General features: G+C 52.9%; 11 protein-coding genes and 1 tRNA gene. 8 read left to right on the top strand and 4 right to left on the bottom strand.

Annotated elements, in window-relative coordinates:
- Nucleotides 1-171: 171 nt before the first annotated feature.
- The 5 genes from ACYVJQ_RS04065 to ACYVJQ_RS04045 all read left to right on the top strand — a co-directional run bounded on the left by ACYVJQ_RS04065 (nt 172) and on the right by ACYVJQ_RS04045 (nt 7,183).
- The gene (locus ACYVJQ_RS04065; protein ID WP_460891780.1) at nt 172-1,533 is read left to right on the top strand and encodes a M16 family metallopeptidase; all 1,362 of its coding nucleotides are present in this window, start codon (nt 172-174) and stop codon (nt 1,531-1,533) included.
- On the top strand, nt 1,533-3,149 hold the full coding sequence (locus ACYVJQ_RS04060) for a M16 family metallopeptidase (RefSeq protein WP_460891779.1): 1,617 nt from the start codon (nt 1,533-1,535) through the stop codon (nt 3,147-3,149). Before ACYVJQ_RS04065 ends, ACYVJQ_RS04060 begins: the two co-directional genes overlap by 1 nt.
- 227 nt (nt 3,150-3,376) lie before the next feature.
- Entirely contained in the window at nt 3,377-3,949 is a 573-nt protein-coding gene (locus tag ACYVJQ_RS04055) for a fasciclin domain-containing protein (protein ID WP_460891778.1), read from the top strand.
- Nucleotides 3,950-4,114: 165 nt separating this feature from the next.
- Entirely contained in the window at nt 4,115-6,442 is a 2,328-nt protein-coding gene (locus ACYVJQ_RS04050; RefSeq protein WP_460891777.1) for a GAF domain-containing protein, read from the top strand.
- Between the two features lie 207 nt (nt 6,443-6,649).
- Nucleotides 6,650-7,183, top strand: coding sequence for an O-acetyl-ADP-ribose deacetylase (locus tag ACYVJQ_RS04045; RefSeq protein ID WP_460891776.1), 534 nt, complete (start codon nt 6,650-6,652; stop codon nt 7,181-7,183).
- Between the two features lie 850 nt (nt 7,184-8,033).
- Here ACYVJQ_RS04045 and fabV read toward each other — a convergent pair.
- The 4 genes from fabV to ACYVJQ_RS04025 form a co-directional block, all read right to left on the bottom strand.
- Complete coding sequence (gene fabV, locus ACYVJQ_RS04040; protein ID WP_460891775.1) at nt 8,034-9,227, bottom strand: enoyl-ACP reductase FabV; 1,194 nt, start codon at nt 9,225-9,227, stop codon at nt 8,034-8,036.
- 154 nt (nt 9,228-9,381) lie between these two features.
- Complete coding sequence (locus tag ACYVJQ_RS04035; protein ID WP_460891774.1) at nt 9,382-10,092, bottom strand: phosphatase PAP2 family protein; 711 nt, start codon at nt 10,090-10,092, stop codon at nt 9,382-9,384.
- A 149-nt stretch (nt 10,093-10,241) separates the two neighbouring features.
- Nucleotides 10,242-10,323: transfer RNA gene (locus ACYVJQ_RS04030), tRNA-Leu, on the bottom strand.
- Nucleotides 10,324-10,539: 216 nt separating this feature from the next.
- Nucleotides 10,540-11,259: a phosphatase PAP2 family protein gene (locus ACYVJQ_RS04025; protein WP_460891773.1), complete on the bottom strand. Its 720-nt coding sequence runs from the start codon at nt 11,257-11,259 to the stop codon at nt 10,540-10,542.
- A gap of 161 nt (nt 11,260-11,420) precedes the next feature.
- Here ACYVJQ_RS04025 and ACYVJQ_RS04020 point away from each other — a divergent pair, with 161 nt between their 5' ends.
- The 3 genes from ACYVJQ_RS04020 (at nt 11,421) to ACYVJQ_RS04010 (ending at nt 14,636) form a co-directional block, all read left to right on the top strand.
- The gene (locus ACYVJQ_RS04020; protein WP_460891772.1) at nt 11,421-11,915 is read left to right on the top strand and encodes a CinA family protein; all 495 of its coding nucleotides are present in this window, start codon (nt 11,421-11,423) and stop codon (nt 11,913-11,915) included.
- A gap of 99 nt (nt 11,916-12,014) precedes the next feature.
- Nucleotides 12,015-12,734 carry a class I SAM-dependent methyltransferase gene (locus ACYVJQ_RS04015; protein ID WP_460891771.1) on the top strand — a complete coding sequence of 240 codons (720 nt, stop codon included), beginning with the start codon at nt 12,015-12,017 and terminating at the stop codon, nt 12,732-12,734.
- A 69-nt stretch (nt 12,735-12,803) separates the two neighbouring features.
- Complete coding sequence (locus ACYVJQ_RS04010; protein ID WP_460891770.1) at nt 12,804-14,636, top strand: M61 family metallopeptidase; 1,833 nt, start codon at nt 12,804-12,806, stop codon at nt 14,634-14,636.
- Nucleotides 14,637-14,925 lie beyond the last annotated feature (289 nt).

Genomic DNA, 14,925 nt, shown 5'->3' with positions numbered 1-14,925 from the left:
TCGTTGGCTCCTAGGAACACCAACAACGGCGTGCCCTGAATTGACTATCCAAACTGAAAACCCTTTTCCACCCCCTTTCTCCAGAACCATCCTCAAACCAAAATCCTTTTGTAAATTTCACCCGGCAAGCACAACACATGTGCTGGAGCCATTTACCAAACACACACAAACATGAAAAAACATACAGGGCTTAGCTTGCTCCTCCTGTTCTGTTTGCTGGTCTCCAGCCAATGGGTACAGGGCCAAGGAAGCAGCAGCAAGATTTTACCCTACCCTATTCAGCAGAAAAAGCTGGCCAACGGGTTGAACGTGGTCACGGTGCCGTTCAACAGCCCAGGGCTGGCCGCCTTTTACATTGTGGTGCGGGCGGGGTCCCGGGAGGAAGTGGAGCCGGGCAAAACCGGGTTCGCGCACTTCTTTGAGCACATGATGTTCAGGGGCACCGACAAATACAACACCAAGCAGTACGAGGAGGTGTTGAAATCCATTGGCGCCTCGGCGAACGCCAACACCTCCATTGACCGAACCGTCTACCACATGACTGGCAACGCGGGCATGCTGGAGAAGATGTTTGAGGTAGAGGGAGACCGTTTCCAGAACCTCAAGTACTCGGTGCATGATTTCAAGACCGAGGCCGGGGCCGTGAAAGGCGAGTACACCAAGAACTCGGCTAGCCCCTACGCCCAGCTGAATGAGCTGGTGTACAGCACCGCCTTTAAAAAACACACCTACTCGCACACCACCATGGGCTTTTTCAAAGACGTGGTAGACATGCCTAACCAGTTTGACTACTCCAAAATCTTCTTCAACCGTTTCTACCGGCCAGAATACACCACCATTGTGGTAGTGGGCGACGTGAAGCAGGAAGAAGTGAACCGCCTGGCGCAGAAATATTTCGGCAACTGGAAACGCGGTACTTACCAGCCTAAGATTGAGACAGAGCCAGTGCAGAAGGAAACCCGCCACGCCCACGTGAAACAGGCCGGTTTTCCGCCGTACCTCATGCTGGGCTACAAAGGCCCGGCCTATTCTGAGAAAAGCAAAGAACTGCCTGCCCTTGATCTAATGACCAGCATTCTGTTTTCGCCTACCTCTGAGCTGTACAAGAAACTGGTGTTGCAAGAGCAGAAAGCGCGTTTTGTGGGCGGCGGTCCCAGCTTCTCCCGTGATCCCAACCTGATCAGCCTGTCGGCCTCCGTGGTGAAGGCCGAGGACCTGCAGTACGTGAAAGACGAGATGGTAAAGGCTGTGAACCAGATGAAGACCACCCCGGTAGACGCCAAGAAACTGGCCGACACCAAGTCCAATAACCGCTACAGCTTCGCCATGGGCATGGACAGCCCAGACGCCATTGCCAACTCGCTGGCCCGCTTTATCTGGCTTACCGGCGACCCGGAGTCCTTGAACCGGATCTACGCGCTCTATGACCAGGTAACGCCCCAGGACATCATGGACGTGGCCAAGAAATACTTTGTGGAAAGCGGCCTTACCATTGCCACCATTTCACCTAATGATAAAGGAGGTGTGAAATAATGAAAAAGATCTTAAGCTATCTTCTGCCCTTGGCGCTCAGCCTGGCGGCATGCCAGAAACAACCAGCCCAATCTACGGCCCAGGCCCCTTCGCCGGTGGCGCCCTCTCCCGAGCAGGTGGTGCTCAAGCCCATTGACGTGGTGGAACTCTCCCTGCCTGAGTCTGACAAGGTGATTGTGAAACTCATGTTCCGGAACGGCTCCATCACTGACCCCGCCGGCAAGCAGGGCCTCACTTACGCCACCGCCCAGACCATTGTCTCTGGTGGTACCCGCGAGCTTACCAATACCCAGATTCAGGAAAAGATCTACCCCATGGCCGCCCGCTATGGCGCCTCAGTAGACAAAGAGGTGACCGTGTTCACGTTTGCGGTGCATAAAGACTTCCTAAAGGATTTCTACCCAATCCTGAAAGGTCTGGTAATGACGCCCCGCTTTGAGGCCGCTGACTTTAACCGCGTAAAGTCTAACCAGCAGAACTACGTGGACCAGGTGATACGCACGTCTTCAGACGAGGACTACAGCAAGAAAGCGCTGGAGGATCTCATGTTCCGGGGTACCAATTACCAGCACACTGCCCAGGGCACCAGCGCCGGCGTGAAGGCCATTACCCTGGAAGACGTGAAGAACCACTACAGCAATTTCTTCACCCGTAACAACGTGACCATTGGCATTGCGGGCAATTACTCTTCTGACTTCCTGCGCCAGCTCAAAGACGACCTGGAAGGCTTGTCGGCTACCCAGCCGGCCCTGCCTACCCCGGGCAAGCCCCGCCAGCCCGAGGGGGTTGTGGTGGAGATCATCAGTCAGCCCAAGGCCCTGGGGTCGGCTATCTTTACCGGATCGCCTTTGGCCATTAACCGGTCTTCAGATGACTTTGCGGCCTTGATGGTAGCCAACTCTTACCTGGGCGAGCACCGCAAGAGCTATGGCCAGCTGTATGAGAAAATCAGAAGCACCCGCTCCATGAACTACGGGGACTACTCCTACATTGAGTGGTATGAAAACGGCGGCGGCAACATGCTGCCCGTGCCCGGGGTGCCCAGAACTTCCAACTACCATGCCTTATGGATCAGGCCGGTGCAGACCGCCGAGGGCCTCAAGGAGCAGTACAAAGAGCTGAGCAACATCAACGTGGGGCACGCCCATTTCGCCCTGCGCCTGGCGCTGCGCGAAGTGGACCAAATGGTGAAGAACGGCATCACGCAGGAGAGTTTTGACATTACCCGCCAGTTCCTGCGTTCCTACAACAAGCTCTACATCCAGACCCCCGAGAAACGCCTCGGCTTCATGCTGGACTCCCACTTCTTTGGTCGCAAAGACTACATTGAGGAAATGGACGCGCTGCTGGCCAAACTCACCGTAGCTGACGTGAACCGCGCCATCAAAAAGTACTGGACCGCTGAGAACGTGTTTGTGACCATTGTGACGGATGACAGCGAGGCCCAGTCCTTGGCCGAAGCCCTGCGCAACAACACGCCTTCGCCCATGAGCTACTCCAACGTGGTGAAGGAAGGCCTGCCGCAAGCCGTGAATGATGAAGACGCCCAGATCGCCAACTTCAAGCTGAAGGTAACCGACGTGAAAGTGGTGGACACCAAGGAAACCTTTAAATAGACAGTAGCATTTTTAAAGTGGAAAAGCCGGAGCGTATGCTTCGGCTTTTCTGTTTTCAGGCCTTGCTGTTTTGGGCCTGTTTTGGCCAAAACAGGCCCAAAACGCCTTTCTATTGCTTTTCTGCCACGGGGTTTAATTTATTTTCTATCCTTAGAAATCCAGTTGTTAGTAGGTCCTCGTAGGTCTGGCATATCTACCTACAAACCTAATAACCTCAACACAAACCAATGAAAAAAACCTTTCTCATGATGGCGGTAGCGGGAGCTACTTTCTTCACTTCCCTTTCTGTTTCTGCCCAGACGTCTGCCACAAAAACCAAAACCACCAAAACCACCGGTATGGAGAAAAAAGACGGGGTAATGGTAGGCGGCGCCTTAATGGTGCCTTCTAAAAACATTGTAGCCAACGCCCTGGGCTCAAAAGACCATACTACCCTGGTAGCAGCGGTGAAAGCGGCCGGCCTGGCAGAGACCTTGATGGGTCCGGGTCCGTTCACAGTGTTTGCACCTACCAACGCCGCCTTTAACAAGTTACCGGCCGGCACGGTAGAAACCCTCCTGAAACCAGAGAACAAAGCCAAACTGACCTCTGTGCTGACCTATCATGTGGTACCAGGCAAGCTGCAGGCCAAAGACCTGAAGAACGGCCAGAAACTGAAGACTGTGAATGGAGAGACCTTAACCGTAACCCGCAAGGGCAACATGGTCATGATCAATGGCGCCAACGTGTCTACCGCAGATGTTATCTCCAGCAATGGCGTAACACACGTGATTGACACCGTGGTGTTGCCTACCATGTAACCGGTTAAAAACCACTCTTTGAAAAGGCTTGCCACCGGCAGGCCTTTTCTGTTTTTGGGCCAGAGTAACGCTTGTTTCACGCTCTCTGCCTTAATAAATATATTGTTTCCTTTATATAGCAGGTATTTTGTATCTGTCAGGCTCCTTTTGCGTTAAAAGCCGTGTATGCACTCCCAAGAACACCAGATAACCGTCACTACCTTCCCCTTCAAGGCTCATTTAAGCTTTAAACCAATTATAGACTATTGGCAACAGCAGCAAGACGGTTGCAGAACCAGCTTTCTGTTAAGTGCCCAGGAAATAGACCGGTTACTGCAAGAGGCGCCTGAATTGCTGCAACCCATCACAGACCTGAAGGTGCTGCAAGAGCATGAATGCCTGGTTGACCTGCTCATGACCGCCATTTTCCCGCCCGCTACCCGTGACGTGGAAGCCATTGGCACCGTGGGCCCTTCGTATGACGTCAGTTTTTACTACACAGACCCCTTCAAGCAGATTATCCTCACGGACCAGAACCTGCTTAAGCGCCCCCTCAACATTGATGAGCACCGCATGCTCTTTAACCGGGTGCGCATGGTCTACTTTCTTATTCTGGAGAAATTCTACCAGGTGCAGGTACCCCATGAGGAATTCCTGATTTATACCGTCCCAGACTACCAGTTGGGCCTCTACCGTCACTTCAATGTAGAGATCAACACCCAGTTCCTGAACATTACGCATACCCAGCCGCTCCCCGAGCTCGCCGAAAAAGACATCCAATACCTGCTGGACAACATCCGGAACATGGATATCTGGATGGAGGCCCTGCCGCCCGGCCTGTTTGAGATCAACGGCTTCTACACGCTCCACCTGGTGGACGTAACCGTGCAGGAGGTGCTGTCTTCGCTTAAAAATGACCTCCTGGAACGGGACGTGATGCTGGCCGCCGACCGCTTTGAGCAATTGCAGGAAAAGGTGCGCATTTTCTTTAAACGCCCGCACCTGCAGTTAGGGGTAGCGGCGTTCTACAAAAACCGAAGCACGTTTGTGAACTTCGGGAACAAAATCAACCACAGCTTTTTATTGCAGAGCGAGCCTAGCAGCAGCAGTTACGTAGGGTTCAAATCCATTTATGACAGCCTGGTGCAGAACGGGCAGCCGCTGGTGATCAAAGACGTGGCCAAAACCCAGCAGTTGCCAGACGGCGTGCGTGAGGAAATGCTGGCCATGGGCATCCGGAACATTGTTTTGGCCCTGCTTCGGTACGGCGATGAGCCCATTGGCATCCTGGAACTAGGTTCGCCCAACCCAGGCGACCTGGACAATTTCTCCCTGGCAAAGATGGACCAGTTCCTGCCCCTTTTCTCTGTGGCGGTAAACAGAAACTCAGAGGAGATTGAGGCGCGGGTACAGGCGGTTATCCGGGAGAAGTTCACGGCCATCCATCCGGTGCTGGAGTGGCGGTTCAGGGAGGCCGCCCTCAACATGCTGGATAAAATGAATGCGTCTGGCGGGCCCGTGGAAATGGAACCCATCGTGTTCCCGGATGTTTACCCGCTCTACGCCGCCGCCGATGTGCGCAGTTCCAGCACTGAACGGAACACCGCTATCCTGGGTGACCTCACTGAGCACCTGCAACTGGCCGAACGCATCTTGAAAAAAGCCCTGGAAGTACACACGCTGCCTATCCTGGACGAACTGCGTTTCTCGGTTTCCAAGCACCTGCGCCAACTCAAGAAGGGGTTTCTCTCCCAGGACGGTATTCTTATTTTTGAGATGTTACGCACACAGGTAGAACCTATGTTTGAGTTTCTGGAGGCTACCCACCCAGATCTGCTGCCCTACATCCAGAACTACCGTGAGGCCATGGACCCCCAACTGGGCATTTTGTACAAGCGCCGCAAAGCCTTTGAAGAAAGCCTTACCCTCATCAATGAGACCATCTCTGAGTACATTGAGCAGGAAGAACTCAACGCCCAGCAGATGTATCCACACTACTTTGAGAAATTCAAGACCGATGGTGTGGAGTTCAACATCTACGTGGGGGCCTCTTTGGAGGAACGGCAGCCGTTTGACATCATGTTCCTGCGCAACCTCCGGCTGTGGCAACTGATGGTTATGTGTGAGGTGACCCGCCTGGCGCATAAACTTAAGCCTCAATTGGCAGTGCCCCTGGAAACCACGCAGCTCATCTTAATCCACAGTCAGCCGCTGGCCATTAGGTTTAGGCAAGACGAGCGCAAGTTTGACGTAGACGGTGCCTACAACATCAGATATGAAATTGTGAAAAAACGGGTAGACAAAGCCTTGGTGCGGGATTCTGAGGAACGCCTTACCCAGCCGGGTAAAATAGCCATTGCCTACTCCCAGGCCCGGGAAGCCAATGAGTATCTGGAATACATTGAATACCTACAGAACAAAGGCGTGCTCCATGAGGAAGTGGAACACCTGGAAGTAGAAGAACTGCAAGGCGTAAGCGGCCTTAAAGCCCTGCGGGTACGGGTGAAAGTGTAGGGGCTTGCTTTTAGTAATTAGTTGTTGGGGATCAGTTAGTAGGTGGCAGGGAGCGCTTTCTGTTTTGGGGCCGTTTTTTGAAAAACAGGGGTAAAACAGACCGTAGGTATATTACTTCCAAAAGGTACATCTGCCGGCCAGAATTACGTTATCTATAATTCCTGACGACTAACCACTGAGAACCAACCACTAGACTTAAGCCAAGCCATGGAAGCTACCAGAATAAAATTACAAAAGGGAGACATCACCAAGGTGAAGGTAGACGCCATTGTCAACGCGGCCAACTCCAGCCTGCTGGGCGGCGGCGGCGTAGACGGGGCCATCCATAGGGCCGGCGGACCGGCCATTCTAGCGGAGTGCCGTAAAATCGTGTCGCGCCAGGGTGGCTGTGAAACCGGTGAGGCGGTCATTACCGCCGCCGGAAACCTACCGGCCCAATATGTCATCCATACCGTGGGCCCCGTCTGGAGCGGCGGCGAACGGGATGAACCAGAACTACTGGCCCACTGCTACCGCAACTCCCTTCTCCTGGCCCAGGAACATGGAATAAAGACCATCGCCTTTCCCAACATCAGTACGGGTGTGTACGGGTACCCCAAAGCCAAAGCCGCCCAGGTAGCCGTAAAGACCGTCCAGGAATTCCTTGCCCATCATGAACTCCCAGAGCAGGTCACTTTTGTGGTGTTTGATGAAGAAAACCTGCGCCTCTACCAACAGCTCTTTCCATACGTTTTGAAATGAAACCAATTTTCGCAACTGACTTCAGGCATATAGCAAAAGAATCTAACAGTAAAATAGCTTCAGTGCCCAAACTTTCATCGGTAGAATTTAAGACGCCATCGGCACAGACGCTCGCAGGGCTGGGAGACGCTACGAGGTCTTTTGAGCAGCCGGCACTGCGTTTTGAGCCTGTTTTCTAAAAAACGGCCTCAAAACGTAAAGTAGTAGTTCCTTCTCCCTCAGGGAGAAGGTTAGGATGAGGGGAATGTTTCCAGTAGTAATGGCGAATACTTAAAAACATTGCATATCGTAGGGGCAATCCCTTGTGGTTGCCCTATTGCGTTTGCTACGTGTTTGGGCAACCACAAGGGATTGCCCCTACTTTTCTTTCAACCTCTGCCTTCTTCCTCGTCCCCCTTTGAAGGGGGTAGGCGATGACCAAAGCAGTAAATGAACCGAAAGCCCATGCAATAAGCGCCACAAAATCTTTCAAAAGGCAAAAAAAGCACCTGCACGAGTAGTCATCCCCCTACCCCCTTCAAAGGGGGACGAAATGCGTCAGCAAAGTGAAGGGCTGTTTCAGATAGAAAGATCCCCCCTGGACCTTCGGCCCTATCACACGGAACTTACAAAAAGAGAGTATTTGGCTCTTCCATTTCGAGGCTGTTTTTCAAAAAACAGCCTCGAAATGGAAGAGCCAGCAAGGTCTCACTTATTCTCGAAGCAAAAGAAAGCCCGTTAAACCTCTACCACAGGCCCATCAAAATACTAAAAAACAAAAAGGACCTTGCAGGCAAACGGCGCTGGCTTTTTTACAAAGTCCAGGCTGCTTGCTTACAAGGTCCTTTCAGGAAGATTGATAGGAAGAAGGCTAGTTTACCAGGCCGGGTACTTCCACTACTTCGTTTACGTCTTCGTCATAGTTCACGCCTGGTACTTCAAACCCGAACAGGTTGAAGAAGTCCGTGCGGTAGCCTTGCAGGTCACCTATTTCAGGAAGGCTCTCGGTGGTGGCTTTTTCCCAGAGGGCGGCCACTTCGGCTTGCACGTCATTGCGCATTTCCCAGTCGTCTACGCGTATTCTGCCTTTCTCGTCTACTGCTACTTCACCTCCGGTGTAGAGACGGTCCTGGAACAGGCGCTGAATCTGCTCAATGGTTCCTTCGTGCAGGCCTTTGGCCTTCATCACTTTATAGAGCAAGGAGATGTACAACGGAATAACCGGAATTGCGGAGCTGGCCTGGGTCACCAGGGCCTTGTTCACAGACACGTAGGCTTTGCCGTTCAGGTCTTTGAGTTTATCTGCAATAGTGAAGGCAGTGGCCTCCAGGTGGTCTTTGGCACGACCAATGGTGCCTTTGCGGTACACAGCCTCAGTCAGCGATGGTCCAATGTAAGAGTAGGCCACAGTAGTGGCACCGGGGGCCAGCAGGTTCTCGGCTTTAAGGGCGTCAATCCACATTTCCCAGTCCTCGCCACCCATCACGGCCACGGTATTGGCAATATCTTCTTCGTTGGCCGGGGTAATGGTTACCTCAGACACGTTTCCGGTATGGAAATCTACGGTCTTATTAGAGAACGGCTGGCCAATAGGCTTGAGCACCGAGTTATGGATGACCCCGGTCTTAGGGTGCACCCGGCGCGGCGAAGCCAGACTATAGATCACCAGATCCACCTGGCCCAGATCGGCTTTGATCAGGTCAAGGGTGGTTCTTTTAATTTCGTCAGAGAAGGCGTCGCCGTTAATGCTTTTGGCGTACAGGCCGGCCTTTTGGGCCTCTTGCTCAAAGGCGGCGGTGTTGTACCATCCCGGGGAGCCCGGCTTGCCTTCGGCGGCAGGCTTTTCAAAGAAGACGCCAATGGTGGCGGCGTTCGCGCCAAAGGCACTGGTAATTCTGGAGGCCAGGCCAAAGCCGGTAGAGGCACCCAGCACCAATACTCTTTTAGGTCCGTCAATGGGGCCTTTGGATTTCACGTAGTTGATCTGGTTCACCACATTTTGGGCACACCCCTGTGGGTGGGAAGTAAGGCAAATGAACCCGCGTACTTTTGGCGTAATAATCATGGAGTAATGTTTTACAGAATACGTCTGTATGGCTATCTAAAGATTTGCGGACGTAAATTGAGCAATTTTATTCACAAAAATAGAAGATTGGCGCTACATGCCGCAGCAATTCCAGAAAAGTATAATGCCTTCCGGTAGAAATATGACCTTTGGCTCATTCCTGCATTTGCCGTTCCACCTTTCGGCCCAGCCGTAGCTGCAGCCGCCTGAGCAGGAAAATAGCGATCATGAGCCAGAAAAGGCCCGCCCCCCAGCCCGCCAACACATCTGAGGCATAGTGCACATTCAAATACACCCGGCTAAAGCCGATGAGCAGAATCCAGAGACCCACCAGCGTGACCAGAAACCACCTTAGCCCGGGGTCGCGCACGTTGGTCCAGACCAGATAGAGAATGAGACCCCAGAACGCGCCGCCAATCATGGCGTGGCCGCTGGGGAAACTGTTGCCGCTTTGCTCCAGAAAAGCGGTCTCTGGCCGGGGGCGGTCAAAGAAGAACTTCATGCTCTGGTTAAACAGCGTGGTGGTGGCAGAAATGGCAATGATTTTCACTGAGTAGAACTGCCACCGCTCAAAAAGCAGGAACAGCAGGGCCAGGGCAATAGAACCGCCTATCAGAAAATCCTTAGACCCGAAGAACGTGACAAAATACATGAGGCTGGTGGCCTGCGGCGTGGTGATTTCCTTGGTCAGGGCAAAGGCGGCCTGGTCCAGGTCCTTCTCCTGCTCCACAAACACGGTATGGGTCATCCAGAAAAACAGAAACGCGGCCCCCAGAAACACCAACCACGCAATGACCACCTCCAGCGAGAGCACCGCCAAAAAAGACGCTATCCCCTTTTCTGTATGTTCCCTTTTGCGTTGCATCTGGTTTGGTTTTGGGGGGTGTACGCAAGAGATACGGTAGAAAGATTCAAAAGCCCTCACGCCCAGGAAAAGATTGGCCAGGACAAGAAGTAGAGACGGCCGGAATGGAAATAAAAAAGCCAGCCTCAAAAAGAGACCGGCTTTTTATGTGCGCTGGGGGAGACTCGAACTCCCACGCCCGAAAGCGCTGCCACCTGAAGACAGTGCGTCTACCAATTTCGCCACCAGCGCAACACTTCCCTTCATTGCTTTAGGGAGCACAAAAATACTACTTTTTGTTTAACTCCAATAGCCCAAAAGCCTTTTCTAGAAATATTTTTCCGGTTCGGGCAGCCCTCTATTTTATGCTCCTTGATTTCCAGAGGGTTATAAAAACTGCCCGGCAGAAAAAAAATTTAGTCTACGGCCCACGTAAAAACCAAGGCAAGCTTTTCCAGCTGGTTTCTTTTACGGCACCGGTTGCTCCTGCCCTTTCACCACCGGGTTAAGGTTGCGTTTAGAGAATTTCTCCATGCGGTTAATAAGGGCATTGGCCAAAATCACCCAGCCCAACCCCGCCACCAACCCTGCCACCACGTCTGTGGCGTAATGCACATGCAGGTACACGCGGCTAAAGCCGATGAGCAGGATAAGCAAGGAAAGAAGAAACACCAGCAGAAACCGCCAGGCAGGCACTTCCACGTGTTTCCAGACCAGGTAAATAAGCAGGCCGTAAAAAGAGGCACTGATCATGGCATGGCCGCTGGGGAAACTGAGGCCGTAAGAGTCTACCAGATGCGGTACCAGCGGCCGGGGCCGGTTAATGATATATTTGAGCAACAGGTTCAATGAAATACTGCCAATGGCAATAACAGGCACCTTTAGGGAGTACCATTTATGCTTTTTCACGAATAGAAAATACCCGATCATCATGAGCCCCGCCCCGGTAATAAAATTGCGCGAGGCCAGAAACGTGACGCCTTTGATAATTTCAGTAAGAAAGGGATTGGCGCGGGCATCGGCCCAGGCGAAGGCCTGCCGGTCAAAGCCCAGGTCATGCCCGGGCAGCACGGCGCGGGCCAGCCAGAAGAAAAGGATAATGCATAAAATGAACACGGTCCATAACACCACCAGCTCCACGGTGAACAGCGCCAGCGAGGCCACAAATTTCCTGAATGTCTTCTTCATACCTCCAATTAGTCATATTCTGTTCTAAGCCCGTTTTCTCAAAAACCGGCCTAAACGGGAAACTCCTTAACGTACGTACCCGGCGGTGTTGGTGTTGAGTTGCAGGGATACAACCCATTGCCTGGTTCTACAGTACTACCATTTATTGAAAGCGCAACCCTATGAACAAGAAAGACCTGACCCAGCTGGTCATGAACCTGAAAGACCATGGCCTTACCGTTGCTTTTGCCGAAAGCTGCACCGGAGGCAGCTTGGCCGCCGAGTTTAGCAAGGCCCTGGGCACCAGCGGGGTTTTCCTGGGCAGCATGGTCACCTATGACATTGCCGCCAAACAGAAAGTGCTGGGGGTAAAGAAAAAAACCCTGGATTTCTACACCGCCGAAAGCCAGCAGGTCACCAATGAAATGGTACTGGGCCTGCAGAAACTCCTCAAAGCCGATGTCTGCATTGCCGTGACGGGCCTTCTGGGCGCCGGGGCCTCTGAGAACCCAGAAAAGCCGGTGGGCACCACTTTTGTCTCCTTGCTTTTCCAGGGCAAGGTGGAAGAATACCGCCAAGAGTTTAAGGGTTCGGCTGAGAGCATGCTTAAACAGATTACCGCCTTTATTTTCCAGAAGCTACGCGATACCCTGGACCGCCATTACCTCCATGCCTAGACCCAGGAAAAGAACCCGGCGAGCGGCAAGACAGTTTTCCACCGGAAGTTCTATTCCTAATAATTGGGTATAACTTTCCAGTAAAGGAGAAACCTGTTTTTGGCTTACTTTTGGAAAAACACCCTTAAAACGGCTTTTGCCTTTTCGCTCAGTTCTTTCATGCCCGCCTCCCTACCCAGCTTTGATTTTATTGCCCCGGTGTATGACGTCTTGGCGGGACTGGTTTTCAGAGACGCTCAGAAAAAAGCCCAATACCATTTCCTTTCCGAAATCCCGGTTGGGGCCACAGTCTTGGTTTTAGGCGGCGGCACCGGCTGCATTCTCCCTGAGTTATTTCTGAAAAGCACCCCCAGTCAGATACTGTATTTGGAAGCTTCCCGGGCTATGCTGGAAAAAGCCCGCCAACGAATGCAAGGTTTACCCCAAGCCCGACTCGTGGAGTTCAGGCTGGGCACTGAGCAGGATTTGCTGCCCCAGGAGACGTTTTCCGTTATAATCACGCCGTTTGTGCTGGACCTGTTCACGGCCCAGGAAGTGACAACCTTGGTACAACGGTTAAACCAGGCGCTAGCTCCGCAAGGGATCTGGTTGCACACAGATTTCTTCCTTTCCTCGCGCCCTGCTCAAAGGCTTTGGCAGAAATCCATGCTCTGGGCCATGTACCGGTTTTTTGGGTTGGTAAGTGGCATCTCTGGGAAAAGCCTGCCGCCCACGCACCAGATTTTCAGGCAGGCGGGCTTTACGTCCTCCCGGCAAGCCCTTTTCTTCCATGGCTTTATCAAAGCCCAGGTGTGGCAGAAAAGCCAAAACCACGGGTAGCCCCATACGGGAAGGGTATGCCAGAATCTGGTTTTCCTGTGTATCTTGAGCCGCAAATATTCCTCCTCTATGAAGAAAAACTTTTGGGTAGCCTTGGCGCTTGCTTTCTGCACGGCCTGTCTGCCAGCCCTGGCCCAGCAACGCGTAAATTATCAGGTTTCGTTTGAGAACGCGTTGCACCATGAGGCCAACGTGACTGCCACCTTTACTGGCCTTACCTCCCCCACCCTGGAGGTGCGCATGGCCCGTTCCTCGCCGGGCCGCTACGCCTTGCATGAGTTCGCCAAAAACGTCTATAGTGTCTCTGTCACCAATGGCAAAGGTCAACCCCTCACTTTTACCCGCCCCAACCTGCACCAATGGAACATTACCGGCCATGACGGCACGGTAACGGTCAAATACACGCTGTTTGCAGACCACCCAGACGGTACCTACGCTGGGGTAAACACCACCCACGCGCACCTAAACGCACCGGCCACCTTCATGTATGCGCAGGCCCTGGAGAACGCCCCGGTGCAGGTGAAGTTCATCGCCCCGGCGGGTAGCAACTGGACCGCCGCCACCCAGCTAAAACCAGAAACCGCCCCGCTTACTTTTTCGGCGCCCAATTTCCAGTACCTCATGGATAGCCCTACTGAACTGGCCAACCTGCAATGGCGCGAGTGGACGGTAACGGAGAAAGGCCGCGAGCAGAAGATCCGGATTGGCATGCACCACCAGGGCACCGCCCAGGAACTGGATGACTACACCCAGAAAGCCAAGCGTATTGTGCAGGAAAGCCAGGCGGTGTTTGGCGAACTGCCGGCCTTTGACTTTGGCACCTACACCTTTATTGCCTGCTACCTGCCCACCACCCCCGGCGATGGCATGGAACACCGCAACTCTACGGTCATTACCAGTTCACGGTCCCTGAAAACCGGTATGAACCCTAACTTGGGCACGCTGGCCCATGAGTTTTTCCATGCCTGGAACGTGGAGCGCATCAGGCCCCAAAGCCTGGAACCCTTCAATTTCAATGATGCCAACATGAGCGGAGAGCTTTGGCTGGCCGAAGGGTTCACCAGTTATTACGGCACCCTGCTGCTGCACCGCGCCGGCGTGACGGAGCAGGCCAATTACCTGGAAAGCGCCGCCAGCCCTATTTTGGCCTTGGCCATTTCTCCGGGCAAAGCCTATTTCTCTCCGGTAGAGATGAGCCAGCAGGCGCCGTTTGTAGATGCCTCCCGGTCTGTAGACGCCACCAATCGCACCAACACCTACATCTCCTATTATACGTATGGCAACGCCATTGCCCTAGGGCTGGACTTTACCCTACGTACCCAGTTCAAGAACCTCACCCTGGATGACTACATGCGTCTGCTCTGGCAACGTTTTGGTAAACCAGAGAAACCCTACACCCTGCCCGACCTGGAGAAAGCCTTAGCTGACCTCACCAAAGATGCCACCTTTGCCCAGGAGTTCTTCCAAAAGCACATCAATGGCAAGGAGTCTATGCCGTATGAATCGCTGGCCCAGGAGATGGGTCTAAAGCTGGAGAAATCTAAAACGCCGGTGTTGGGTTGGGAAGGCCTTAAATTCCAGAACGACAAAGCCGTTATTGCGCAGGGCACCTTTTCCAACAGCCCCCTCTACCAGGCTGGCCTGGACCGCGACGACACCCTACTCACCATGAACGGGCAAAAGCTAACCAGCTACAAAATGCTGGACAGCCTCCTGGCCAAACACCAGCCCGGCGACCAGGTTCAACTGGAAGTAGTGCAGCAGGGCCAAAAGAAAACCGTTCCCCTTACACTGGCCCCAGAACCTAAGTTCACCCTGGTACCCCTGGAGAAAACCGGTCAGAAAGTATCTTCCAAAGCCAAAGCGCGCCGCGAAGCCTGGCTTCGGCCTCAGGCCAAGTAAAGGAGCGACAAAAAAGAAATTCTTGAAGTCTGTTTTAGGTCTGTTTTTGTGAAAACAGACCTAAAACAGACTTTTTAGCTTTTTGTAGCTATTCCTCATAATGCCTCTTCAGGCTCTCCTCTTGACTGAATCTCTTTTTCTGCAAAGAGGAAAGGGCTTTCTCTTTTTTGTCATCCTGAAAGGATCTTGTGGGCGAACTAGAGAAGCCTTTACGCAGGTGTCTTGCCGTTATCCCATAAGAAAGTTGCCCTTAAGCAGCTAGTAATAGGTAGAGGCAATCCCTTGTGGT

The sequence above is a fragment of the Rufibacter soli genome (assembly GCF_054781795.1).
Note: the sequence above shows the minus strand (reverse complement) of the source record. Positions and strands in the feature narration are given on the sequence as shown.